The sequence below is a fragment of the Herbiconiux sp. SALV-R1 genome (genome assembly GCF_013113715.1).
Lineage (GTDB): Bacteria > Actinomycetota > Actinomycetes > Actinomycetales > Microbacteriaceae > Herbiconiux.
Map to the genome: position 1 here is coordinate 248,284 of NZ_CP053344.1, position 23,676 is coordinate 271,959.

Consider the following 23,676-nt stretch of genomic DNA (forward strand, 5'->3'; position numbering starts at 1 on the left):
GCCGTGGGCACCGTGCTGCGGATGCCCGACCCGCTCCCCGAGCCCGACGACGTCGCGAGCGCCCTCACCGCAGACGCCGAGAAGGAGCGCGCTCGCGCCTCGCTCGCGGCCACGGCCGCGATCATCCGGCACCGCGGCGAACGCGCCGGCGGTTCGGCGAAAGACGTGCTCGAGGCCCAGGCCTTCATGGCCGAAGACCCCACGCTCATCGACGACATCGGGGTGCGCATCGACGCCGGCAAGACCGCCGAGCGCGCCGTGTTCGAGGCCTTCGCCACCTTCCGCGACCTGCTCGTGAGCATGGGCGGCTACATGGGGGAGCGCGCCACCGACCTCGACGACGTGTCGCAGCGCGTGGTCGCGCACCTGCGCGGCGTTCCGGCTCCCGGGGTGCCCGACCCCGAGCATCCGTTCATCCTCGTCGCCCGTGACCTCGCCCCCGCCGACACGGCCCTGCTCGACCTCGGCAAGGTGCTCGCGCTCGTGACGAGCGACGGCGGGCCGACCTCGCACACCGCGATCCTCGCCCGCGAGAAGTCGATCGTGGCCGTGGTGGGCGTGAAGGATGCGCTGGGTCTCGCCGACGACACCGAGATCGTCGTCGACGCGGCGGCGGGCACGGTCACCGTGGCCCCCGACGACGCGCAGCGCGCCGACGCCGTGGCGCGGGCGGAGGCGCTCGCCGCCTCCCGCACGCAGGCGACCGGCCCCGGTGTGCTCGCCGACGGCACCGCGATTCCCCTGCTGGCCAACCTTGGATCGGCCGACGGCGCGGACGATGCCGTGGCGAAGGGCGCGGAGGGTGTGGGCCTGTTCCGCACCGAGTTCCTCTTCCTCGACGCCGCGACGGCGCCGACCGTCGACGAGCAGAAGGCGCAGTACGTGCGGCTGCTGCAGGCGTTCCCGGGCAAGAAGGTGGTGGTGCGGGCGCTCGACGCCGGCGCCGACAAGCCGCTCAGCTTCCTCAACGACGCCGCCGAGGAGAACCCGGCGCTCGGCCTCCGCGGTCTCCGTGCGCTGCGCGCCAACGAGCCCATCCTGCGCGACCAGCTGACGGCGCTCGCCGCAGCCGACGCCGAGACCGAGGCCGACGTCTGGGTGATGGCGCCGATGGTGTCGACGGTCGAGGAGACCCGGTACTTCACCGCGCTCGCCCGGCAGCTCGGGCTGAAGACCGCCGGCGTGATGGTGGAGGTGCCGTCGTCTGCGCTGCTGGCCGACCGCATCCTCGCCGACGCCGACTTCGCGTCGATCGGCACGAACGACCTCACCCAGTACACGCTCGCTGCCGACCGGCTGCTCGGCTCGGTGGCCTCGTTCCAAGACCCGTGGCACCCCGCGGTGCTGAAACTCGTGGGCGAGGTCGGCAAGGCCGGCCGCGCCGCGGGCAAGCCCGTCGGCATCTGCGGCGAAGCCGCCGCCGACCCGCTGCTGGCCGTCGTGCTCGTCGGCCTCGGCGCCACCACTCTCTCGATGTCGCCGTCGGCCCTCGCCGACGTGCGCGCCGAGCTCGCACAGTACTCGCTCGAGCAGGCAGTCGCCTTCGCCGAGCTCGCCCTCCAGGCCTCGAGCGCCGTCGAAGCGCGCGCGGCCGTCACCGCAGCTGCATCACCCACCACTCACACAGAAACGGAGCAGTCGTCATGACAACGACGTCAGATACGAAGGCACGGGGAGGTGCCCGCGTCCGCGTTCAGCGGTTCGGCACCTTCCTCTCGGGCATGGTCATGCCCAACATCCCCGCGTTCATCGCCTGGGGCCTCATCACCAGCCTCTTCATCGCGACCGGCTGGTTGCCGAACGGCATCCTCGGCGGCTTCGGCAACGCCGACGCCATCGGCTGGGCCGGCGCGGCGACGACCCTGGCGCAGGCCGACGACGGCACGACCTTCCCGCAGTACGTGGGTCTGGTCGGGCCGATGATCACCTACCTGCTGCCGCTGCTCATCGCGAACACAGGTGGCCGCATGGTCTACGGTGCCCGCGGCGGCGTCGTCGGCACCATCGCGACCATGGGTGTCATCGTCGGCGCCTCGGTGCCGATGTTCATCGGTGCCATGATCATGGGCCCGCTCGGCGCCTGGCTGATCAAGCAGGTCGACCGCATCTGGGCCGGCAAGATCAAGGCCGGCTTCGAGATGCTGGTCGACAACTTCTCCGCCGGCATCCTCGGCTTCATCCTCGCGGTGGCGGGCTTCTTCGGCATCGCCCCGGTCATCCAGGGGCTGTCGGCGGCGCTCGAGGCGGCGGTGAACTGGCTGGTCACCCTGGGCCTGCTGCCCCTCGCGTCGATCTTCGTCGAGCCGGGCAAGGTGCTCTTCCTCAACAACGCCATCAACCACGGCGTGTTCACGCCGCTCGGCGTGCAGCAGGTGGCCGAGAACGGCAAGTCCATCCTGTTCCTCATCGAGGCGAACCCCGGCCCCGGTCTCGGCATCCTGCTCGCCTTCTCGATCTTCGGCATCGGCCTGGCGAAGGCGAGTGCGCCGGGTGCGGCGATCATCCAGTTCTTCGGCGGCATCCACGAGATCTACTTCCCGTACGTGCTGTCGAAGCCGCTCACCATCCTCGCGGCCATCGCGGGTGGTGCGACCGGTGTGTTCATCAACGTGCTGTTCCAGACCGGCCTCCGTGCGCCTGCCTCGCCCGGAAGCATCATCGCGATCCTCATCCAGACCGCGCCCGACAGCTACATCGGCGTCATCCTCTCGGTGATCCTCTCGGCCGCCGTGTCGTTCCTCGTCACCGCGGTCATCCTGCGGGCCAGCCGCAAGCGCGACCTCGAGCGGGAGGATGCGGGCGACCTGTCGGCAGCGATCGCCAAGACCACGGCGAACAAGGGCAAGGAGTCGAGTGTGCTCGGCACCCTCTCCGCCGAGGGCGTGCCCGCGGGCGACGCCGAGGCCGTGGCCGAGGAGACGTCGCTGCTCACCGACACCCGCCCCATCAAGAACATCGTGTTCGCCTGCGACGCGGGAATGGGATCGAGTGCCATGGGCGCATCCGTGCTCCGCAATAAGATCAAGAAGGCAGGCATCGACGGAGTCACCGTGGTGAACAAGGCCATCGCGAACCTCGAAGACGACGTCGACCTGGTGATCACCCAGCGCGAGCTCACGCCGCGGGCGCAGGAGCGCACGCCGAGCGCGGAGCACGTGTCGGTGGACAACTTCATGAACAGCCCGCGCTACGACGAGGTCGTGGAGAAGCTGAAGGCACAGGGCGCCGCCGAGTAGGCGACGCGAGGAGAGGAGCAGCCCATGGCCGTACTGGAACCGTCGCAGATCCGCTTGTCGGGAACCGCGAAGACGCGTGAGGAGGCGATCGCCGAGGCGTCGGCGATCCTGGTGGAGGCGGGTGCCGTCGCGCCCGAGTACCTCGACTACATGCTGCAGCGCGAGGAGACGGTCTCGACGTACATGGGCAACCTCCTCGCCATCCCGCACGGCACGAACGAGGGCAAGGACACAATCCTCGACTCTGCGCTCTCGTTCGTGCGGTACGACGAGCCGCTCGACTGGGGCGGCGAGCAGGTGCGCTTCGTCGTGGGCATCGCCGGCAAGGACGGCGGGCACATGGAGATCCTCACCAAGATCGCCATCGTGTTCAGCGAAGACGACGACGTCGAGAAGCTGCTCGCGGCCGAGAGCCCGGCCGAGGTGCTCGACATCCTCGGCGACCTCAACGAGTAACACAACACACCCAGGGAGTCACCCATGAAGGCCGTCCACTTCGGCGCCGGGAACATCGGCCGCGGATTCGTGGGGCTCATCCTGCACGACGCGGGCTACGAGATCGTCTTCGCCGACGTGAACGCGGAGCTCATCGACGCCCTCGCGGCCTCGGAGAGCTACCGCGTCCACGCGGTGGGGGAGAACTCCTCCACCCGCACGGTCACCGGCTACCGCGCCCTCAACAGCGGCACCGACACGGATGCGGTGGTCGCCGAGATCGCGACCGCCGACGTGGTCACCACGGCGGTCGGCCCCACCATCCTGAAGTTCGTGGCACCGGTGATCGCCGAGGCGCTCGGGCGGCGTGACCCCGAGCTCCCGCCGCTCACCGTGATGGCCTGCGAGAACGCCATCAACGCGACCGATCTGCTGCGCGCCGAGGTGGTGGGTCGGCTCGACGGGGGAGAAGACGCCCCCGAGCTCACCAGGGCCGTCTTCGCGAACACCGCGGTCGACCGCATCGTGCCGAACCAGGCGCCCGACGCCGGTCTCGACGTCACGGTGGAGGACTTCTTCGAGTGGGCGATCGAGGAGGGGCCGTTCGGCGACGCCGTCCCCGACATCCCCGACGCCCACTTCGTTCCCGATCTCGCGCCGTACATCGAGCGCAAGCTCTTCACGGTGAACACCGGGCACGCCACCGTGGCGTACCACGGCTGGGTCGAGGGGGCGTCGACGCTCGCCGACGCGCTGTCGATCCCCGAGGTGTTCGCCGAGGTGAAGGCCGTGCTCGAGGAGACCAAGGCGCTGCTCGTGGTCAAGCACGAGTTCGACCCGGCGACGCAGGAGGCGTACCTCGAGAAGAACCTCGTGCGCTTCGCGAACCCGTACCTCACCGACACCCCCGAGCGCGTGGGGCGCCAGCCGCTGCGCAAGATCTCGCGGCACGAGCGCTTCATCGGCCCCGCCGCCGAGCTCGCCGAGCGGGGGCTGCCGACGGATGCGCTGCTGCGGGCGGTGCGCTCCGCGCTCCGCTTCGACGCGCCCAGCGACCCGCAGACGGCCGAGCTGGCAGACCGCCTGTCGAGCCTCACGCCCGAGGCCTTCGCGACCGAGGTCTGCGGAATCGAGCCCGAGCATCCGCTCTTCGCCGCGCTGGTGGGCACTATACGCTCCGTCGACTCCTACCGGTGATTGCGCCCGGGCGTTTCTTAGCGTAAGATCGATCTTTGGTGTTTTCGGCCTGTTTTCGAGTGGGCCGATTCTCCGCACGACCAGCACAGACTACTTGAGCGACAGTGAGGCAATGGCCAAAAAAGACGGAGTCATCGAGATCGAGGGCGCAGTCGTCGAAGCTCTCCCGAACGCCATGTTCCGGGTGGAGTTGACGAACGGCCACAAGGTTCTGGCCCACATCTCGGGCAAGATGCGTCAGCACTACATCCGCATCCTCCCGGAGGACCGCGTGATCGTGGAGCTGAGCCCCTACGACCTCACCCGTGGCCGGATCGTCTACCGCTACAAGTAGCCGCGCGCTGGAAAGTAACGGCCAGGCGGCATCCCGCCCGGTACGAGGACAGCGAAGAAAGAACAGATCATGAAGGTCAACCCCAGCGTCAAGCCCATCTGCGAGCACTGCCGCGTCATCCGCCGCAACGGCCGCGTGATGGTCATCTGCAAGTCGAACCCGCGTCACAAGCAGCGTCAGGGCTAGTAGCACCCGGCTCCGGCCGGTCTGAAGAGCAGAACCACGAACCCGAGCGATCGGGCGACACCCCAGGTGGAGGCCTGGGCACCGGTTCTGTCCGAAACCTCCACTCATCATCAGGAGATAGCCACAATGGCACGTCTAGCAGGAGTTGACATCCCCCGCGACAAGCGCGTGGAAGTCGCACTCACCTACATCTACGGGGTCGGCCGCACGCGCGCGCTGAAGACCCTCGCCGACACCGAGATCTCGGGCGACATCCGCGTGAAGGATCTCACCGACGACCAGCTCGTCGCGCTCCGCGACTACATCGAGGGCAACTACAAGGTGGAGGGTGACCTCCGCCGTGAGGTCGCCGCCGACATCCGCCGCAAGGTCGAGATCGGCTCCTACGAGGGCGTTCGCCACCGCAAGGGCCTCCCGGTTCGCGGTCAGCGCACCAAGACCAACGCTCGTACCCGCAAGGGCCCGAAGCGCACCGTCGCCGGCAAGAAGAAGGCCGGCCGCTAAACGCGCCGACTGACAGGACCAGGAGAGAATTATGGCAACCCCCAAGTCGGCCGTTCGCAAGCCGCGCAAGAAAGAGAAGAAGAACGTCGCCGTGGGCCAGGCCCACATCAAGTCGACCTTCAACAACACCATCGTGTCGATCACCGACACCACCGGTGCCGTCATCAGCTGGGCCTCCTCGGGTGGCGTCGGCTTCAAGGGCTCGCGCAAGTCCACCCCGTTCGCCGCGCAGCTGGCCGCCGAGTCGGCAGCCCGCCAGGCGCAGGAGCACGGCATGAAGAAGGTCGACGTCTTCGTCAAGGGCCCGGGCTCGGGTCGCGAGACCGCGATCCGCTCGCTGCAGGCCGCGGGCCTCGAGGTCGGCTCGATCAACGACGTGACCCCGCAGGCGCACAACGGGTGCCGCCCGCCCAAGCGTCGCCGCGTGTGACGTCCTTTCAGCACTGAAGAGCCGGCAGAGCGTGTTCGACACGCTCTGCCGGTGAAGTGGTTTCCCACAACTCAACACACCTCGTCACGTGAGTGTCATATAGCGGACACTCAGCCGAAAGGATAAACAGTGCTCATTGCACAGCGCCCCACCCTCACCGAGGAGAACATCTCCGAGTTCCGCTCGCGGTTCGTCATCGAGCCGCTCGAGCCCGGCTTCGGCTACACCCTCGGCAACTCCCTCCGCCGCACCCTGCTCTCGTCGATCCCCGGCGCCGCTGTCACGAGCATCCGCATCGACGGCGTGCTGCACGAGTTCTCCACCATCCCCGGTGTGAAGGAAGACGTCACCGAGATCATCCTCAACGTGAAGGGTCTCGTCGTCTCCTCCGAGCACGACGAGCCGATCACCGCGTACCTGCGCAAGCACGCGTCGGGCGAGGTCACGGCAGCCGACATCTCGGCTCCCGCCGGTGTCGAGATCCACAACCCCGAGCTGGTCATCGCGACCCTCAATGACAAGGCGAAGTTCGAGCTCGAGCTCATCATCGAGCGCGGCCGCGGCTACGTCTCGGCGACCCAGAACCGCAGCGAGTTCTCGGAGGCCGGTCAGATTCCGATCGACTCGATCTACTCGCCCGTGCTCAAGGTCACCTACCGCGTCGAGGCCACCCGTGCCGGCGAGCGCACCGACTTCGACCGCCTCGTGGTCGACGTCGAGACCAAGCCCGCCATCACCCCGCGCGACGCCATCGCCTCGGCCGGCCGCACCCTCACCGAGCTGTTCGGTCTGGCGCGCGAGCTCAACACAGCCGCCGAGGGCATCGAGATCGGCCCCGCGCCGGTCGACGCCGTGCTCTCGTCGGAGCTGTCGGTTCCGATCGAAGACCTCGACCTCTCGGTGCGCTCGTACAACTGCCTGAAGCGCGAGGGGATCAACACGGTCTCCGAGCTCGTGGCACTCAGCGAGACGCAGCTCATGAACATCCGCAACTTCGGTCAGAAGTCGGTCGACGAGGTGAAGGACAAGCTCGTCGAGCTCGGCCTCTCGCTGAAAGACACCGTTCCCGGTTTCGACGGCGCCCACTTCTACGGCGGCTACGACGACGAGAACGTCTGAGACGTCTCGCCACCGCTGATCGACACGACACACTGACCCACACCTGGAGATAAGACATGCCCAAGCCGACCAAGGGACCCCGTCTCGGCGGAGGACCGGCGCACGAGCGCCTGCTGCTCGCCAACCTGGCTGCCGCTCTGTTCACCCACAAGAGCATCAAGACGACCGAGACCAAGGCGAAGCGGATGCGTCCGCTGGCCGAGCGCCTCATCACCTTCGCCAAGCGCGGTGACCTGCACGCCCGTCGTCGCGTGCTCTCCGTGATCGGCGACAAGAGCGTCGTGCACGAGCTCTTCACCGAGATCGCTCCGCTCGTCGCCGAGCGCGAGGGCGGCTACACCCGCATCACCAAGCTCGGCTTCCGCAAGGGCGACAACGCCCCCATGGTGCAGATCGAGCTCGTGCTCGAGCCCGTCACCCCGAAGAAGAAGTCGGCGAAGGCTGCTCCGGCTGCGGCCGCCCCTGCTGCTGCCGAGGCTCCGGCCGAGCCCGAGGCCGAGGAGACCGCTGTCGAGGAGGCCCCCGAGGCCGCCGCCGACGAGGCTTCCGCGGCGTCGGAGTCGGAGGCCCCCGAGGCTGAGGCTGCCGACGAGGCTCCCGCGGCCGACGAGGCTCCCGCCGAGGAGACCGAGGAGAAGGACGCCAAGTAGGCTCCTCCCGCTTCGCACGAAGGCCCCGCACCCCGAAGGGTGGCGGGGCCTTCGTCGTAGACTCGACCGCGTGAGTCTCGAGAGCGGAACCCGGCGCATCCGGCTCGATCTCGGGTACGACGGCACGGACTTCTCGGGGTGGGCGCGGCAGCCGGGGCTGCGCACGGTGCAGGGGGTGCTCGAGGCGACGCTCGCGACGCTGTTCCGGCGGCACCAGCCCGCGCCGCTGCTCACGGTCGCCGGGAGAACGGATGCGGGGGTGCACGCGCGCGGACAGGTCGCCCACCTCGATCTCGACGAGGGGCAGCTGCTCAGTCTGCGGCGGCGCAGCGACGGAGACTCGGGAACCGCGCCCGAGGTGCTCGCTCGGGTGCTGGCTCATCGGATGAACGGCATCCTCGGCGCCGACTCCGACGTGGTGCTCCACTCGTCGACGCTGGCACCCGAGGGGTTCGACGCGCGCTTCGGGGCGGTCTGGCGGCGGTACGAGTACCGGGTGGCGGATGCGGCGACCCCGCGAGACCCGCTGACCCGGCGCGTGACCGTGCGGCATCCGGGTGCCCTCGACGCGGAGGTCATGGATGCGGCGGCGCGTGCGCTGCTCGGGCTCCACGACTACGCCACCTTCTGCAAGCCGCGCGAGGGGTCGACGACGATCCGCACGCTGCAGGCCTTCTCGTGGCGGAGGGGTGACGACGGCGTGCTCGTGGCCTCGCTGCAGGCCGACGCCTTCTGCCACAGCATGGTGCGCGCCCTCGTGGGCGCGACCGTCGCGGTGGGGGCGGGGAGCCTCACGGGTGAGCAGCTGGTTCGCCTGCGCGACGAGCGGGTGCGCACCAGCGCCTTCCTGGTGATGCCGGCGAAGGGGTTGGTGCTCACCGAGGTGGGTTACCCGGGCGACGACGAGCTGCGCGCCCGCGCCGAGCAGACCAGGGCGCGTCGTGCGCTCATTTGACCACGTGGGTGGTATCGCGTAATCTTGACCCTTGGTGTACGTGCTTTGCTGCGCGTCGCCCGAAGTTGAGCCCTCCATCGGGCGTGTTCCGGTTCGATCCGAACCCGGAACACCCACCGGAGCGGGATTCACGAACTCCTCACTCGAACAAGAAAGCAGCACTACTGTGACGCGCACTTACACCCCGAAGGCCAGCGAAGTCTCGCGCGGCTGGGTCATCATCGACGCTCAGGACATCGTTCTCGGCCGTCTCGCCAGCCACGCCGCGGCCATCCTCCGCGGCAAGAACAAGGCGACCTTCACCCCCCACATGGACATGGGCGACTTCGTCATCATCGTGAACGCCGACAAGGTCGCGCTCACCGGTTCGAAGGCCGCGCAGAAGAAGGCCTACCGTCACTCGGGCTACCCGGGTGGCCTCAAGGCCGTCACCTACTCCGAGCTGCTCGAGAAGAACCCCGAGCGCGCCGTCGAGAAGGCCATCCGTGGCATGCTCCCGAAGACCGCCCTCGGCCGCGACCAGTTCCGCAAGCTGAAGGTCTACGCAGGCCCTGAGCACCCCCACGCTGCTCAGCAGCCCACCCCGTACATCCTCGACCAGGTCGCCCAGTAGCGTCCCGCGTTCGTTCAGCAGACTCAGACAAAGGACTTATCACTACCGTGGCGAAGATCGCAGACCAGCTCGACGTGGCTCCCGAGAGCTACTCCACCGAAACCCCGGCCGACGAGGCGCCCCGCGCCCCCCGTGCCGTTCTCAACGTGTCCGGCGCAGCCGTCGGCCGCCGCAAGCAGGCCATCGCCCGCGTGCGCCTCGTTCCCGGTGCCGGCACCCTCACGGTGAACGGCCGCGAGTTCGAGCACTACTTCCCGAACAAGCTGCACCAGCAGCTCATCACCGACCCGTTCAAGGTTCTCGACCTCATCGGCTCGTACGACGTCGTCGCGAAGATCACCGGTGGCGGCCCCTCGGGCCAGGCCGGCGCGCTCCGCCTCGCCATCGCCCGTGCGCTCAACGAGATCGACCGTGAGAACAACCGCCCGACCCTGAAGAAGGCCGGCTTCCTCACCCGCGACGCCCGCGTCATCGAGCGCAAGAAGGCCGGTCTCAAGAAGGCCCGCAAGGCTTCGCAGTTCTCGAAGCGCTAGTCGCTCACCGAACCTCCGCTCAATCCATGGCTCGCCTCTTCGGCACCGATGGTGTGCGTGGGCTCGCGAACCAGGACGTCACCGCCGACCTCGCTCTGCGCATCGCGCAGGCGGGGTCGCGGGTTCTGGGGGAGGCTGCGCGGCAGGCCGGTCGTCGACCGGTGGCCGTCGTCGCCCGCGACCCGCGTCAGTCGGGTGACTTCATCGCGGCCGCCGTGGCGGCCGGCTTCGCCAGCTCCGGTGTCGACGTGCTCGACGCCGGGGTGCTGCCGACCCCCGCGGCCGCGTTCCTCATCGCCGACATCGGCGCCGATTTCGGCGTCGTCATCTCGGCCTCGCACAACCCCGCCCCCGACAACGGCATCAAGTTCTTCGCCGCCGGCGGCAAGAAGCTGCCCGACGACGTCGAGATCGACATCGAGGCGGCCCTCGAGCATCCGCCCCTCGCCCCCTTCGGCGGCGACATCGGGCGCATCCGTCGCTTCGCCGACGCCGAAGACCGCTACGTGGTGCACCTGCTCACGACGCTGACGCACCGGCTCGACGGCATCCACGTCGTGCTCGACTGCGCCCACGGCGCCGCCGCCGGCGTCTCGCCCGAGGCCTTCAGCCAGGCCGGCGCCCGCATCACGGTGATCGGCAACGACCCCGACGGCATGAACATCAACGACGGGGTGGGGTCGACCCACCTCGAGCTGCTCGCCCAGGCGGTACGCGACGCCGGAGCCGACGTGGGCATCGCGCACGACGGCGACGCCGACCGCTGCCTCGCCGTCGACGCCGACGGCAGGGTCATCGACGGCGACCAGATCATGGCCATCCTCGCCCTCGCGCGTCACGAGCGCGGTGCGCTGCGCGACGACACCCTCGTGGCGACGGTGATGTCGAACCTCGGCCTCAAGGTCGCCATGGCGAAGCACGGCATCACGATGCTCGAGACCAAGGTGGGCGACCGCTACGTGCTCGAGGCCATCAACGAGAAGAACCTCAGCCTCGGCGGCGAGCAGTCGGGGCACATCATCTTCGCCGACCACGCCACCACGGGCGACGGCATCCTCACGGGCCTGCAGCTGGTGAGCCAGATGGCGGCCACGCAGAAGAGCCTCGCCGAGCTCGCGAGCGTCATGAAGGTGTACCCGCAGACGCTCGTGAACGTGCGCGGGGTCGACCGCGACGGCGTCTCGAGCGACACCGTGCTCGCCGCCGCCGTCGCCGACGCCGAAGACGAGCTCGGCGAGACGGGGCGGGTGCTGCTGCGCCCCTCGGGCACCGAACCGCTCGTGCGCGTGATGGTCGAGGCCGGTGACCAGGCGACGGCCGACCGCATCGCGGAGTCGCTCGCCGAGATCGTGCGACAGCGCCTGTCGACCGGCGTGGAACGAGGGTTGTAGCAAGCCCGCGGCTCGCTCAGAGCTTGCGGAGGAGGACCTTGTTGACGGTGTGGTCGGCGTCTTTCTGGAGCACGAGGGTGGCGCGGCCGCGCGTAGGGCGTACGTTCTCGAGGAGGTTCGGCAGGTTGATCGAGTTCCAGATGGAGCGGGCCGTGGCGCGCGCCTCGGTCTCCGACAGGCTCGCGTAGCGGTGGAAGTACGACTTCGGGTTCGCGAACGCGCCCTGCTGGAGCGCCAGGAAGCGGGTCTCGTACCAGTTCGCGATGTCGCTGGTGCGCGCATCCACGTAGATGGAGAAGTCGAACAGGTCGCTCACCGCCAACCGGTTCTCGGCGGGCGGCTGCAGCACGTTGAGGCCCTCGACGATGAGGATGTCGGGCTGACGCACCACGATCTGCGCCTCGGGCACGATGTCGTAGCTGAGGTGGGAGTAGAACGGCGCCCGCACCTCGGGATTGCCGCTCTTCACGGCTGAGACGAAGCGCAGCAGCGCGCGCCGGTCGTACGACTCGGGGAAGCCCTTGCGCTGCATCAGCCCGCGACGCTCGAGCTCGCGGTTGGGCAGCAGGAAGCCGTCGGTGGTGACCAGCTCGACGCGGGGCGTGTCGGCCCAGCGGGCGAGCAGCTCCCGCAGCAGACGGGCCGTGGTCGACTTGCCGACGGCGACCGACCCCGCGACCCCGATGACGAAGGGCGTCGACTTCGATCGCTCACCGAGGAAATCTGTGGTGGAGCGGTGCAGCTGCTGCGCGCTCGTGGCGTAGAGGTTCAGCAGCCGCGCCAGCGGCAGGTACACCTCGGTGACCTCGCGCAGGTCAAGCGGGTTGCCGAGCCCGCGCAGCTGCACGATCTCGGTCTCCTGCAGCGGCAGGGGAGTGGTGGGCGCGAGGGCCGCCCAGTGGGCCCGATCGAACTCGTGGAAGGGGCTGAACTGCGCGAAACCGGTGCTGTGTGCGGATTCGGGCATAGAACTCCATCATGCCCGAAATCGCCGGATGCGCCGACCGACGGGCGCACAGCAACGCTCGGTTAGACTCGCTCGCATGTGTGGAATCGTGGGTTACGTCGGCAACAACAGCAGCGTCGAGGTGCTGCTCGGAGGGCTGCGCCGCCTGGAGTACCGCGGCTACGACTCCGCGGGTGTCGCGGTGATCGGCGACGACGGAACCCTCTCCACCCGCAAGCGCGCCGGCAAGCTCGCCGTGCTCGCCGACGACCTCGACGCCCGCCCGCTGCCCGACGGCGGCACCGGCATCGGCCACACCCGCTGGGCGACGCACGGCGGCCCCACCGACGGCAACGCGCATCCGCACCTCTCGGCCGACGGGCGCATCGCGCTCATCCACAACGGCATCATCGAGAACTTCGCCTCGCTCAAGCAGGAGCTGCTGGAGGCGGGCTACGCCTTCGACAGCGAGACCGACACCGAGGTGGCCGCCAAGATGCTCGGCCGCGAGTACGAGCAGGGCGACGGCCTGCCCGCCGCGCTCGGCCGTGTGGTGTCGCGCCTCGAGGGTGCGTTCACGCTGCTCGCCCTGCACCAGGACGAGCCGGGCGTGGTCGTGGGCGCCCGCCGCAACTCGCCGCTCGTGATCGGGCTCGGCGAGGGCGAGAACTTCCTCGGCTCCGACGTCGCCGCCTTCGTGGAGCACACGCGCCGGGCCGTCGCCATCGGGCAAGACCAGATCGTGGTCATCACCCCCGACGCCGTGACCGTCACCGACTTCGAGGGCGCCGAGGTCGAGGCGCACGAATTCGAGGTGTCGTGGGATGCGTCGGCAGCCGAGAAGGGCGGTTGGTCGAGCTTCATGGCGAAGGAGATCAGCGAGGAGCCGGAGGCCGTCGCCAACACCATCCTCGGCCGTGTCGCCGACGGGCAGGTCGTGCTGCCCGAGCTCGCCGAGCTCGACGAGACCCTGAAAGACATCGACCGCGTCATCATCGTCGCCTGCGGCACCGCGAGCTACTCGGGCCTGCTCGGCAAGTACGCCATCGAGAAGTGGGCGCGCGTGCCCGTCGAGGTGGAGCTCTCGCACGAGTTCCGCTACCGCGAGCCCGTGCTCACGCCGCGCACCCTGGTGGTGTCGATCAGCCAGTCGGGCGAGACCATGGACACGCTGATGGCCGTGAAGTACGCCATCGCGAACGGCGCGCGCACGCTGTCGATCTGCAACACGCAGGGCGCCACCATCGCGCGGGAGTCGGATGCGGTCGTCTACACACACGCCGGCCCCGAGGTCGCCGTCGCCTCGACCAAGGCCTTCGTGGCGCAGATCACCGCGCTCTACCTGTTCGGTCTGCACCTGGCGCGCGTGCGCGGGTCGATCGACGCCGAGGTCGGCCGCGACCAGCTCGCCGAGCTGCAGACCATCCCCACGAAGATCGCCCGGGTGCTGAAGAACGCGCCCGAGATCACGCAGCTGGCCAAGTGGATGTCCGACTCGCGCGCCGTGCTCTTCCTCGGCCGCCACGTGGGCTACCCGATCGCGCTCGAGGGCGCGCTGAAGCTCAAGGAGCTCGCCTACATCCACGCCGAGGGCTTCGCGGCGGGCGAGCTGAAGCACGGCCCGATCGCGCTCATCGAGCCCGGTCAGCCGGTGTTCGTCGTGGTGCCGAGCCCGCGCGACCCGAACTCGCTGCACGCGAAGGTGGTGTCGAACATCCAGGAGATCCGCGCTCGTGGGGCGCGCATCCTGGCCATCGCCGAGGAGGGCGACGTGGCGGTGCTGCCGTTCGCCGACGAGGTCATCCGCATCCCGCTCGCCGCGCCGCTGTTCGAGCCGCTGCTCACCGTGGTGCCGCTGCAGCTGTTCGCGATGGAACTGGCCACGGCCAAGGGCCTCGACGTCGACCAGCCGCGCAACCTCGCGAAGTCGGTGACGGTCGAGTAGTCGTGATCGTGGGAGTCGGGGTCGACCTGGTCGACGTGGCGCGCTTCACGCGCGCTCTGGAGAAGACCCCGAGACTCCGCGAGCGGTTGTTCGCTCCTGGCGAACGCGAGCTGCCGGTGCGGTCGCTCGCCGCCCGGTTCGCGGCCAAGGAGGCGCTCATCAAGGCGGTCGGGCACTCCACCGAGTTCCGGTGGCACGACATGGAGGTCGTCTCCGACGCCGAGCGCAACCCGTCGTTCGCGGTGTCGGGAGGGGTGGCCGAGGCGCTCGCCGCGATCGGTGCCACCCGCGTGCACCTCAGCATGACCCACGACGGCGGCTCGGCGATGGCGTTCGTGGTCGCCGAAGGCGGCGGCGCATGAGCGGGGTCGGGGGCGCTAGTGGTGCGGCGGGCGCTGGTGATCTCGGGCGACAGAGCGGAACGGATGCGGGGCTGACGCCGGCGGGCGTGCCGGTGCTGCGCCGCGCGCACGTCGACCTCGGCGCCATCGAGCGCAACGTCGCCCACGTGGTGGCGACGGTGGCTCCGGCCGAGGTCATGGCCGTGGTGAAGGCCGACGGCTACGGCCACGGAGCGGTGGCAGCCGCGCGTGCAGCGCTCGCCGGAGGCGCGACGCGACTCGGCATCGCCGACGTCGACGAGGCGCTCGCGCTGCGGGCGGCCGGCATCGATGCACCCGTGCTCGCCTGGCTGCACGGCGCCGACCCCTCCTTCGTCGCCGCCGTCGAGGCGGGCGTCGCCATCGGCGTGAGCACCGCGGCCCAGCTGCAGCGCGCCGCCGAGGCGGGTGCACCCGGCCGGCCGGCCACGGTGCACCTCAAGCTCGACACCGGCCTGGGGCGCAACGGGGTGGGCCGAGACGAGTGGGAGCCCGTGTTCGCGGCTGCCGCACGCGAGGTGGCCGACGGGCGCATCGTGGTGGAGGGCCTGTTCAGCCACCTCTCGGGGGCCGACGACGCCGAAGACCTCGGCCAGCTGGCCGCGTTCCGCGAGGCGCGCGCCCTCGCCTCGACCCTCGGCCTCGAGCCCACCGTCGAGCATCTCGCCTCGACGGCCGCCGCACTGCGGCTGCCCGAGACCCGGCTGGGCATGGTGCGCCTCGGCATCGGCCTCTACGGACTCTCGCCCTACGACAACGGCGATGCCGCGGCCCTCGGCCTCGCCCCGGCCATGCGGCTGGAGACCCGGCTCATCTCGGTGAAGCGCGTGCCCGCCGGCATCGGGGTCTCCTACGGCTACACCTACCGGCCCGAGCGCGACACCTGGCTCGGCCTCGTGCCCCTGGGCTACGCCGACGGCATCCCCCGCCATGTCTCGAACCGGGGCTCGGTCTGGGTCGACGGCTCCGTGCATCCGATCGTCGGACGGGTGGCGATGGACCAGTTCGTCATCGACCTCGGAGAGCATCGCGCCGAGGTGGGCGACCGGGTCGTGCTCTTCGGCGACCCGGCGGAGGGGTACCCGAGCGCGCACGACTGGGCGCTCGCGGCCGACACCATCGGCTACGAGATCGTGACACGCCTCGGCGGCCGAGTGAAGCGGGTTCACGCATGAGCGCCGCGCCCGAGCGCGAGGCCGTGATCGACCTCGACGCCTTCCGCCGCAACGTGGCGACGCTCGCCGCGCTGGCGAGCCCCTCCGAGACCATGCTCGCGGTGAAGGCCGACGCCTACGGGCACGGCATGGTGCCGATCGCCCGCGCGGCGCTCGAGGCGGGTGCCCGCTCGCTCGCCGTGCTCGACATCCCCGCGGCGCTGACCCTCCGCGAGGCGGGCATCACCGCGCCGATCTTCGCCTGGATGCACGACCCCGACGCCCGCTTCGGTGAGGCCGCCGAGGCCGACATCGACCTCGGCATCTCGGCGGTCTGGCAGCTGGATGCGATCGCGGCGGCCGGGGCCTCGAACGCGCCCCGGGTGCACCTCAAGGTCGACACCGGGCTGAGCCGCAACGGCGCGACCGAGGCCGACTGGCCCGCCCTGGTGGAGTCGGCGATCGCCCACGACCGGGCCGGTGCCGTGCGCCTGCACGCCGCCTGGTCGCACCTCGCCGACGCCTCGCCCGCCGACGACGCCGTCGCCCTCGCCAAGCTCCACCGCGCCGTCGAGGTCGCCGAGTCGCTCGGCGCGCGCTTCGAGCGGCTGCACCTGGCGGCGAGCTCGGCCGGCATCCGCGAGCCCGAGGCCAGGCTCGACCTGGTGCGCTTCGGCATCGCCGCCTACGGCATCTCACCCTTCGACGACCAGAACGGGCGCGAGCTCGGCCTCGAGGGCGTGATGACCCTGCGCGCCCCGGTGGTCTCGGTGAAGCGGGTCGCCGCGGGCCACGGCATCTCTTACGGCCTCACCTACCGCACCGAGCGCGAGACCACCCTCGCCCTGGTGCCGCTGGGCTACGCCGACGGCATCCCGCGCATCGCCTCGGGCCGTGCCGAGGTGTGGATCGGCGGGCGCCGCCATCCGATCGCCGGCCGCATCGCGATGGACCAGTTCGTGGTCGACCTGGGCGATCATCCGGTGGCCGTGGGCGACGAGGTGCTCGTCTTCGGCCCGGGCGACCGCGGCGAGCCCACCGCCGAGGAGTGGGCGGGCTTCGCCGACACCATCGGCGACGAGATCGTGGCCCGGGTGGGGCCGCGCGTGCGGCGCGTGTTCCGGGGGGAGCGGTGACGAGCGCCGACGGGCCGGACGAGGGCGGTGCCGCCGACGGTCTGCGCGGGCTCCCGCGCAGCATCAGCGTCGCCGATCCCGCCGAGATGCACCAGCTCGGCCTGCGGGTCGCCGCCGTGCTCACCGCGGGCGACGTCGTGGTGCTGACGGGCGATCTCGGAGCGGGCAAGACCACCTTCACCCGCGGTCTCGGCGAGGGGCTCGGCGTGCGCGGCCCGGTCACCAGCCCCACCTTCGTGCTGGCACGCACGCATCCTTCGCTCGTCGGCGGCCCGGCGCTCGTGCACGTCGACGCCTACCGGCTCGCGAGCGCCCTCGAGCTCGACGACCTCGACATCGACTTCGCCCGCTCGGTCGTGGTGGTGGAGTGGGGGCGCGGCCTCGTCGAGGCGCTCACCGACTCCGCGCTGTCGATCGAGATCGACCGGCCGCACGGGGGCGGAACGGATGCGGGGGAGACCGACGACGCCCCGGTCGAGCCGCGGCAGGTGCGGCTCGAGGGCAGCGGCCCGCGCTGGAGCTGAACGGGTGCAGCCGTGCTGACGGCGGCATCGGCGCGGTCGCGTAGTCTCGTTCTGTGCTTCTCGCCCTCGACACCTCCGCCGGCACCTCGGTCGCCGTCGTCTCGGGAGACCTGGTGCTCGCCGAGCGCTCGACCGAAGACACCATGCGTCATGCCGAGGTGATCGGCGAGCTCATCGCCGACACCCTCGCCGACGCCGCGATCGACGCGTCTGCCCTCACGGCCGTGGTCGCCGGCATGGGCCCGGGGCCCTTCACCGGCCTGCGCGTGGGCATCGCGGCCGCGCGCGGCTTCGCCTGGGCGCGCTCCCTGCCCCTCGTGCCTGCGGTGAGCCACGACGCCGTGGCCTTCGAGGAGTGGGAGTCGGGAGCGCGCGGCTCGGTGCTGGTGGTGACGGATGCGCGCCGCCGCGAGGTCTACTGGTCGAGTTACGACATCGCCGACGCCGGCCCGGTGCGCACCGACGGGCCCGCCCTGTGCAAGCCTGACGAGCTGCCCTATCCGGAGTTCACCCGCATCGACGCCACCCAGGTGAGCGCCGGAGCGCTCGGGCGTTCGGCCCGGCGGTGGTTCGAGCGTGGCGACGAGCCCGAGTTCACCGAGCCGCTCTACCTGCGTTCACCCGACGTCACGATGCCGGGCCCGCGCAAGAGGGTGTCGTGACGGCCGCCGCCGAGCCCGCCGGCGACGTGGTGCTGCGCCGCGCCACCCTCGACGATCTCGAGGCGGTGATGGCGCTCGAGCGCCGCTCGTTCGAGAGCGACGCCTGGTCGAGCGACTCCATGGCCCGCGAGATCGACGGCGAGCACGGCCACTACCTGGTGGCGGTCGACGGCGCTGGAGCCCTGCTCGGCTACGCCGGTCTGCTGGCGCCGCGAGGCGGCGGCGACGCCGACATCCAGACCATCGCCGTGGCCGAGCACGCCCGCGGACGCGGGCTCGGGCGACGACTCATGGTGAGCCTGCTCGCGGAGGCCCGGCAGCGCGGGGCGGAGAGCATCTTCCTCGAGGTGCGTGCCGACAACCCGGTCGCCCACGGGCTCTACCTCTCGCTCGGCTTCACCGACATCGCCGTGCGGCCGAACTACTACCAACCCGACGGAGTCGATGCGATCGTGATGAAGGCCGAACTCGGCGAGGTGCCCGCCCGCGAGCCCGTCGTGCTCGGCATCGAGACCTCCTGCGACGAGACCGGGGTGGGCATCGTGCGCGGCAGCACCCTGCTCGCCAACGTCATCGCCTCCTCGATGGACGAGCATGCGCGCTACGGCGGCGTCGTGCCCGAGGTCGCGGCGCGCGCCCACCTCGAGGCGATGACCCCCACCCTCGACGCGGCGCTCGCCGAGGCGGGCCTCGGCATCGACGAGATCGACGCCATCGCCGTGACCAGCGGCCCCGGCCTGGCCGGCGCGCTCATGGTGGGGGTGGGCGCCGCGAAGGCGCTCGCCGTCGCCACCGGCAAGCCGCTGTACGCCGTGAACCACCTCGTCGGCCACGTCGGAGCCGACGTGCTGGCCGACGAGCCGATCGAGTACCCCACCATCGCCCTGCTGGTCTCGGGCGGGCACACCTCGCTGCTCGTCGTGCGCGATCTCGTCGACGACGTCGAGCTGCTCGGCGAGACCATCGACGACGCGGCGGGAGAGGCCTTCGACAAGGTGGCGCGCATCCTGGGTCTTCCCTACCCGGGCGGGCCCCAGATCGACAGGGCCGCCGTGGGCGGCGACCCCAGGGCCATCCACTTCCCGCGCGGGCTGATGCACGCCAAAGACCTCGACGCGCACCGCTACGACTTCTCGTTCTCGGGTCTCAAGACCGCCGTCGCCCGCTGGGTGGAGCGCGCGCAGGACGCCGGCGAGCCGGTGCCGGTCGCCGACGTGGCCGCCAGCTTCCGCGAGGCCGTCGTCGACGTGCTGCTCACCAAGGCGTTCCGCGCCTGCGCCGACCTCGGCATCCCGCGGCTCCTCCTCGGCGGCGGCGTGGTGGCGAATGCCAGGGTGCGCGAGGAGGCGGCGACGCGGGCCGCCGCTCAGGGCGTGAGCCTGCGCATCCCGCCCCTGTCGCTGTGCACCGACAACGGTGCGATGATCGCGGCGCTCGGTGCGCAGCTCATCGCCGCCGGGCACGAACCGTCGACGCTCGGTTTCGGTGCCGACTCGACGCTGCCGGTGACCGAGATCCAGGTCGATCGGGCGCACTCACAGCCCTGACCGGTTGTACTTCTGAGCCTGAAGTGTTACGCCGACCGTTGACACTGCCGGAACGCTGCTGCCACGATGGGTCGGTCAAAGCGTTTCCCTCGACCTTGGAGCCCCACAGTGACTCAACCGAACCCCGGCTACACCCCCGCGGCGACCGGCCCGAAGACCAACGTCCTCGCCATCGTCTCGCTCGTGATCTCGATCCTGGGCTTCAACGTGATCGCCATCATCCTCGGCGCCATCGCTCTGAACCAGATCAAGAAGACCGGCGAGTCGGGCCGCGGCCTCGCGATCGCCGGCATCATCATCGGTGCCATCTCGATCGTCATCTGGATCATCGCAATCATCGCGATCGTCGCAGCGGGCGCCGCCAGCACGACCATCACCACGTACTGATCGGATGGGCGCAGGTGGCGGAGACGCCGCCTGCGCCTAATCTGTTAACCGGGCCGGCCGGCAACCGCCGCGTGGCCGTCGACGCAGAAGGGCAGTCCCGTGAGCGACTCCAACAACACCACTCCGAGCGGCAGCGAGCCGTCGGTTCCCCCGGTGCCGCCGCCTGGCGGTTACCAGCAGCCTCCGGCGCCGTCTTACACGCCGCCGCCGGCTCCGGCCTACCAGCCGCAGTCCGCTCCGCCGCAGCCGGGAGCGACGCAGCACCCCGGGTACGGGCAGCAGCCGCCTCAGGCCGGCGGCTACGGGCAGCAGCCCCCCGCCCAGCAGCCGTACTACGGCTACCAGGCCCCGGCGGCACCGCCCACCAACACCCTGGCGATCGTCACGATCATCCTGGCGTTCCTGTTCTCCATCGCGGGAATCGTGACGGGGCACATCGCCCTCAAGCAGATCGACCGCACCGGTGAGTCGGGCCGCGGCCTCGCGAAGGCGGGACTCATCCTGTCGTACGTGTTCACCGGTCTCGGTGTTCTCGCGGTGATCGCCTACATCGTGTTCTTCATCTTCATCTTCGCGGTGGCGGGAACGGGCACCTACTACAGCTACTGAGCGCCCCGTGCGGCTCGAGGCCGTCGGCGACCGGATGCTCGGCATCCGCGCCGGCGGCCTTCGTCGTCACGAGGTGGTCGGCACCCGCTCGACGAGCAGCGCGCGGTGGACTCCGTCGACACGGGTGAGCACCACGGTGGCCGACACGGAGCCCTTCAGCGCGAGCCGACGGCGCAGCGCGGCCGGATCGACGTCGGTGCCGCGCTTCTTGATCTCGAGCGTGCCGATGTCGCGCCGCTTCAGCTCCTTCTTGAGCGCGGCCTCCGAGGCGGGCAGCACCTCGAGCACGCGGAACGCCGTGGCGAACGGGGTGGGCGCGAGCTCGTCGCCGGTGAGGTAGGCAATGCCGGGCGAGACCATCCCTGCGCCCAGTCGTTCGGCGAGCTCGCCGAGCAGGCGCGCCCGGATGAGCGCGCCGTCGGGCTCATAGAGGTAGGCGCCCAGCTCGCGCACCTCGGCGTCGGGGCTGTCGGCCGGTGCGGAGAGCTCGGCGGCGCCGTCGGCCGTGAGCACGAGGGCCGAGCGGCGCACCTCGTCGCGAGCGAGGGCACCGAACCACAGGCCCATCTCGACCAGCTGCCCGTCGACCGAGACCCACTGCGCCTCGGCGTCGGCGGGGATGAGGTCGCGATCCAGGCCCGGGCCGAGCTTCACCCCGGTGGGGAGGCGCGCGGCGAGCGAGAACGCGAAGTCGAGCGAGGGGGAGTAGTCGTCGGGCCGGGTGAGGCGGCTCGTGTTCGACGTGCCCGAGGTGCGGCGGGCGGGGTCGAGGTAGACCCCGTCGTAGCCCGCGAGGTCGAAGCCCTCCGCGTCGCCGAGCACCACCTCGGTGCCCTCGAAGGCCGCGAGGTTGTAGCTCGCGAGCGCGGCGGTCACCTCGTCGCGCTCGACACCGGTCACCGCGATGCCGAGCGCCGCGATCGCGAGGGCGTCGGTTCCGAGGCCGCAGCCGAGGTCGGCCACCCTGCTCACTCCGGCATCCCGATACCGGCCGGCGTGCAGGGCGGCGACGCGCAACCGGGTCGCCTGCTCGAGGCCGGCCGGGGTGTAGAGCAGCCGGTCGGCGAACGGGCCGAACTTGGCCGCCGCCTTCTCGCGCAGCCGCGCCTGGGTGAGCACCGCAGACACCAGCTCGGGCGGGTGGCCCGCCTTGCGGAGGGCTGCGACCTGGGCGGAGCCGCCGCCCGCGGTGTACCTGGGGAGGGCGTCGAGCAGTCTCAGACCCTCGGGGGTGAGCAGCCGTGCGAGCTCCGCCATGTGCATCCGGCAACCGTATCAAGGCGGTCCGCTTGTCTGGCACTCACGTTGCGCGAGTGCCAACAGTGCCTCTAAACTCGCATTAGCACTCTCCAATCGCGGGTGCTAACCCAGACGTTTTGTAACTGAGAAAGAAGAGGTCAACCGTGTCGGTCTCCATCAAGCCGCTCGAGGATCGCATCGTCATCAAGCAGGTCGAAGCTGAGCAGACCACTGCTTCCGGTCTCGTCATCCCTGACACCGCCAAGGAGAAGCCCCAGGAGGGCGAGGTCGTGGCCGTGGGCCCCGGCCGCATCGACGACAACGGCAACCGCGTGCCGCTCGACGTCGCCGTCGGCGACAAGGTCATCTACTCCAAGTACGGCGGAACCGAGGTCAAGTACGCCGGGGAAGACTTCCTCGTGCTCTCGGCCCGCGACGTGCTCGCGGTCGTCGTGCGCTGACGCACCACCTCTCTCAGAAGAACCCGAGCGGCTCCGGTCGCCCGGGTTCTTCTGCGTTCGGGCGCGGTGCGACGAGCGCGCGCCCGCGGTGCGGCGGCATGTTCGTGGCGGAGTAGAGTGACGCGGTGACCCACCCCGCCCCGCCCGACCGACTCTCGATCGGCGGAACGGATGCGGAACGCACCAGGTCTGGACTCGTCTACGCCTTCGGCGCCTACGTGCTGTGGGGCGTGTTCCCGCTCTACTTCCTGCTCATGCGGCCGGCCGGGGCGTTCGAGGTCGTGGCCTGGCGCATCCTGTTCTCCCTCGTCTTCTGCGCGGTGCTGCTCACGGTGACCCGGGGGTGGGGCGCGCTCGGCCGCATCGTGCGCCAGCGCAGACTGCTGCTGCTGATGGGGCTCGCGGGCGCACTCATCTACGTCAATTGGCAGACCTACATCCTCGCGACGCTCAGCGGGCAGGTGGTGGAGAGCTCGCTCGGCTACTTCATCAACCCCATCGTCACCGTGCTGCTCGGCGTGCTGGTGCTCCGCGAGCGGCTGCGCCCGCTGCAGTGGGCAGCCGTGTCGGTGAGCGTCGTCGCCATTCTCGTGCTCGCCATCGCCCACGGCTCGGTGCCCTGGATCGCCCTCGTGCTCGCCGGCTCCTTCGGCCTCTACGGGCTGGTGAAGAAGCACGTCGGGCCGCGGATCGACGCCGTGAGCGGCCTCACCCTCGAGACGGCGTGGCTCGCCCCGGTGGCCGTCGTCGTGCTCGTCGTCGTGGGGCAGACCGGCGGTCTCGCCTTCGGCGCCCACGGCTGGGTGCACGCGGTCATCCTGGTCTCGTCGGGGGTCGCCACCGCCGTTCCCCTCCTGCTGTTCGCCTCCGCCACGCGGCGTCTGCCGCTCGTGGTGGTGGGGCTGACCCAGTTCATCGCCCCGGTGCTGCAGTTCGTGATCGGTGTCTTCGTGCTGCAGGAGCCCATGCCCGTCGCGCGCTGGATCGGGTTCGGCATCGTCTGGGTCGCCGTGGTGCTGCTCGTCATCGATATGGTGAGGGCGGCGCGCAGCGCGCGGCCCGACCCCGTGGAGCAGCCCATCTGAGCGGTTAGGCTGGTGCGA

The 23,676-nt window shown here is 70.4% G+C and carries 27 protein-coding genes; 25 read left to right on the forward strand and 2 right to left on the reverse strand.

The genetic code is table 11. The features are described 5' to 3' along the window. The first annotated feature begins 21 nt into the window (after window positions 1-21). The 14 genes from ptsP (at window position 22) to glmM (ending at window position 11,583) form a co-directional block, all read left to right on the forward strand. Window positions 22-1,647: a phosphoenolpyruvate--protein phosphotransferase gene (gene ptsP / locus HL652_RS01300; RefSeq protein ID WP_371743633.1), complete on the forward strand. Its 1,626-nt coding sequence runs from the start codon at window positions 22-24 to the stop codon at window positions 1,645-1,647. Then, entirely contained in the window at window positions 1,644-3,236 is a 1,593-nt protein-coding gene (locus HL652_RS01305; protein ID WP_171703637.1) for a PTS mannitol transporter subunit IICB, read from the forward strand. Before ptsP ends, HL652_RS01305 begins: the two co-directional genes overlap by 4 nt. A 24-nt stretch (window positions 3,237-3,260) precedes the next feature. Continuing rightward, a complete protein-coding gene (locus HL652_RS01310) occupies window positions 3,261-3,692 on the forward strand; it encodes a PTS sugar transporter subunit IIA (RefSeq protein WP_171703638.1) in 432 nt (143 codons plus the stop codon). Window positions 3,693-3,716: 24 nt separating this feature from the next. Beyond that, the gene (locus tag HL652_RS01315) at window positions 3,717-4,868 is read left to right on the forward strand and encodes a mannitol-1-phosphate 5-dehydrogenase (protein ID WP_171703639.1); all 1,152 of its coding nucleotides are present in this window, start codon (window positions 3,717-3,719) and stop codon (window positions 4,866-4,868) included. A 112-nt stretch (window positions 4,869-4,980) separates the two neighbouring features. Continuing rightward, window positions 4,981-5,202, forward strand: a complete 222-nt coding sequence (gene infA / locus HL652_RS01320; RefSeq protein WP_022883252.1) for a translation initiation factor IF-1 — start codon at window positions 4,981-4,983, stop codon at window positions 5,200-5,202. A 69-nt stretch (window positions 5,203-5,271) separates the two neighbouring features. Further along, entirely contained in the window at window positions 5,272-5,388 is a 117-nt protein-coding gene (rpmJ, locus tag HL652_RS01325; RefSeq protein WP_022898361.1) for a 50S ribosomal protein L36, read from the forward strand. 126 nt (window positions 5,389-5,514) lie between these two features. Continuing rightward, the gene (gene rpsM, locus HL652_RS01330) at window positions 5,515-5,892 is read left to right on the forward strand and encodes a 30S ribosomal protein S13 (protein ID WP_171703640.1); all 378 of its coding nucleotides are present in this window, start codon (window positions 5,515-5,517) and stop codon (window positions 5,890-5,892) included. A 31-nt stretch (window positions 5,893-5,923) separates the two neighbouring features. Continuing rightward, entirely contained in the window at window positions 5,924-6,322 is a 399-nt protein-coding gene (rpsK, locus tag HL652_RS01335) for a 30S ribosomal protein S11 (protein ID WP_022896808.1), read from the forward strand. Between the two features lie 129 nt (window positions 6,323-6,451). Further along, entirely contained in the window at window positions 6,452-7,441 is a 990-nt protein-coding gene (locus tag HL652_RS01340) for a DNA-directed RNA polymerase subunit alpha (protein ID WP_171703641.1), read from the forward strand. A gap of 56 nt (window positions 7,442-7,497) precedes the next feature. Beyond that, a complete protein-coding gene (rplQ, locus tag HL652_RS01345) occupies window positions 7,498-8,091 on the forward strand; it encodes a 50S ribosomal protein L17 (RefSeq protein ID WP_171703642.1) in 594 nt (197 codons plus the stop codon). A 70-nt stretch (window positions 8,092-8,161) separates the two neighbouring features. Continuing rightward, the gene (locus tag HL652_RS01350) at window positions 8,162-9,046 is read left to right on the forward strand and encodes a tRNA pseudouridine synthase A (RefSeq protein WP_171703643.1); all 885 of its coding nucleotides are present in this window, start codon (window positions 8,162-8,164) and stop codon (window positions 9,044-9,046) included. Between the two features lie 166 nt (window positions 9,047-9,212). Continuing rightward, window positions 9,213-9,659, forward strand: a complete 447-nt coding sequence (rplM, locus tag HL652_RS01355; protein ID WP_171703644.1) for a 50S ribosomal protein L13 — start codon at window positions 9,213-9,215, stop codon at window positions 9,657-9,659. A gap of 47 nt (window positions 9,660-9,706) precedes the next feature. Then, window positions 9,707-10,192 (forward strand): 30S ribosomal protein S9, encoded by a 486-nt coding sequence (gene rpsI / locus HL652_RS01360; RefSeq protein ID WP_171703645.1) that lies wholly within the window; start codon window positions 9,707-9,709, stop codon window positions 10,190-10,192. A gap of 26 nt (window positions 10,193-10,218) precedes the next feature. After that, window positions 10,219-11,583, forward strand: a complete 1,365-nt coding sequence (gene glmM / locus HL652_RS01365) for a phosphoglucosamine mutase (protein ID WP_171703646.1) — start codon at window positions 10,219-10,221, stop codon at window positions 11,581-11,583. Between the two features lie 16 nt (window positions 11,584-11,599). Here the strand turns inward: glmM and coaA are convergent, their stop codons facing one another. Continuing rightward, window positions 11,600-12,550 (reverse strand): type I pantothenate kinase, encoded by a 951-nt coding sequence (gene coaA / locus HL652_RS01370; RefSeq protein WP_171703647.1) that lies wholly within the window; start codon window positions 12,548-12,550, stop codon window positions 11,600-11,602. A gap of 76 nt (window positions 12,551-12,626) precedes the next feature. Here coaA and glmS point away from each other — a divergent pair, with 76 nt between their 5' ends. The 9 genes from glmS (at window position 12,627) to HL652_RS01415 (ending at window position 20,873) form a co-directional block, all read left to right on the forward strand. Beyond that, window positions 12,627-14,474: a glutamine--fructose-6-phosphate transaminase (isomerizing) gene (glmS, locus tag HL652_RS01375; protein ID WP_171703648.1), complete on the forward strand. Its 1,848-nt coding sequence runs from the start codon at window positions 12,627-12,629 to the stop codon at window positions 14,472-14,474. Window positions 14,475-14,476: 2 nt separating this feature from the next. Further along, window positions 14,477-14,836: a holo-ACP synthase gene (locus HL652_RS01380; RefSeq protein ID WP_171703649.1), complete on the forward strand. Its 360-nt coding sequence runs from the start codon at window positions 14,477-14,479 to the stop codon at window positions 14,834-14,836. Then, window positions 14,833-16,029: an alanine racemase gene (alr, locus tag HL652_RS01385; protein ID WP_171703650.1), complete on the forward strand. Its 1,197-nt coding sequence runs from the start codon at window positions 14,833-14,835 to the stop codon at window positions 16,027-16,029. Before HL652_RS01380 ends, alr (HL652_RS01385) begins: the two co-directional genes overlap by 4 nt. Beyond that, complete coding sequence (alr, locus tag HL652_RS01390; protein WP_171703651.1) at window positions 16,026-17,144, forward strand: alanine racemase; 1,119 nt, start codon at window positions 16,026-16,028, stop codon at window positions 17,142-17,144. The genes alr (HL652_RS01385) and alr (HL652_RS01390) overlap by 4 nt, the downstream gene beginning before the upstream one ends. 86 nt (window positions 17,145-17,230) lie before the next feature. Next, on the forward strand, window positions 17,231-17,668 hold the full coding sequence (gene tsaE / locus HL652_RS01395) for a tRNA (adenosine(37)-N6)-threonylcarbamoyltransferase complex ATPase subunit type 1 TsaE (protein ID WP_171707112.1): 438 nt from the start codon (window positions 17,231-17,233) through the stop codon (window positions 17,666-17,668). 53 nt (window positions 17,669-17,721) lie between these two features. Next, a complete protein-coding gene (tsaB, locus tag HL652_RS01400) occupies window positions 17,722-18,330 on the forward strand; it encodes a tRNA (adenosine(37)-N6)-threonylcarbamoyltransferase complex dimerization subunit type 1 TsaB (RefSeq protein WP_171703652.1) in 609 nt (202 codons plus the stop codon). Then, window positions 18,327-19,877, forward strand: coding sequence for a tRNA (adenosine(37)-N6)-threonylcarbamoyltransferase complex transferase subunit TsaD (gene tsaD, locus HL652_RS01405; RefSeq protein WP_253743568.1), 1,551 nt, complete (start codon window positions 18,327-18,329; stop codon window positions 19,875-19,877). The genes tsaB and tsaD overlap by 4 nt, the downstream gene beginning before the upstream one ends. A gap of 108 nt (window positions 19,878-19,985) precedes the next feature. Then, window positions 19,986-20,264: a DUF4190 domain-containing protein gene (locus tag HL652_RS01410; RefSeq protein ID WP_253743570.1), complete on the forward strand. Its 279-nt coding sequence runs from the start codon at window positions 19,986-19,988 to the stop codon at window positions 20,262-20,264. A 99-nt stretch (window positions 20,265-20,363) separates the two neighbouring features. Next, window positions 20,364-20,873, forward strand: coding sequence for a DUF4190 domain-containing protein (locus HL652_RS01415; RefSeq protein ID WP_171703654.1), 510 nt, complete (start codon window positions 20,364-20,366; stop codon window positions 20,871-20,873). A gap of 66 nt (window positions 20,874-20,939) precedes the next feature. On the opposite strand, the gene HL652_RS01420 is transcribed toward HL652_RS01415, so the two are convergent. Continuing rightward, the gene (locus HL652_RS01420; RefSeq protein ID WP_171703655.1) at window positions 20,940-22,136 is read right to left on the reverse strand and encodes a class I SAM-dependent methyltransferase; all 1,197 of its coding nucleotides are present in this window, start codon (window positions 22,134-22,136) and stop codon (window positions 20,940-20,942) included. 140 nt (window positions 22,137-22,276) lie between these two features. On the opposite strand from HL652_RS01420, the gene groES reads away from it, so the two are divergent. Further along, entirely contained in the window at window positions 22,277-22,573 is a 297-nt protein-coding gene (gene groES, locus HL652_RS01425) for a co-chaperone GroES (RefSeq protein ID WP_066041091.1), read from the forward strand. 125 nt (window positions 22,574-22,698) lie between these two features. Next, entirely contained in the window at window positions 22,699-23,658 is a 960-nt protein-coding gene (rarD, locus tag HL652_RS01430; protein ID WP_253743572.1) for an EamA family transporter RarD, read from the forward strand. Window positions 23,659-23,676 lie beyond the last annotated feature (18 nt).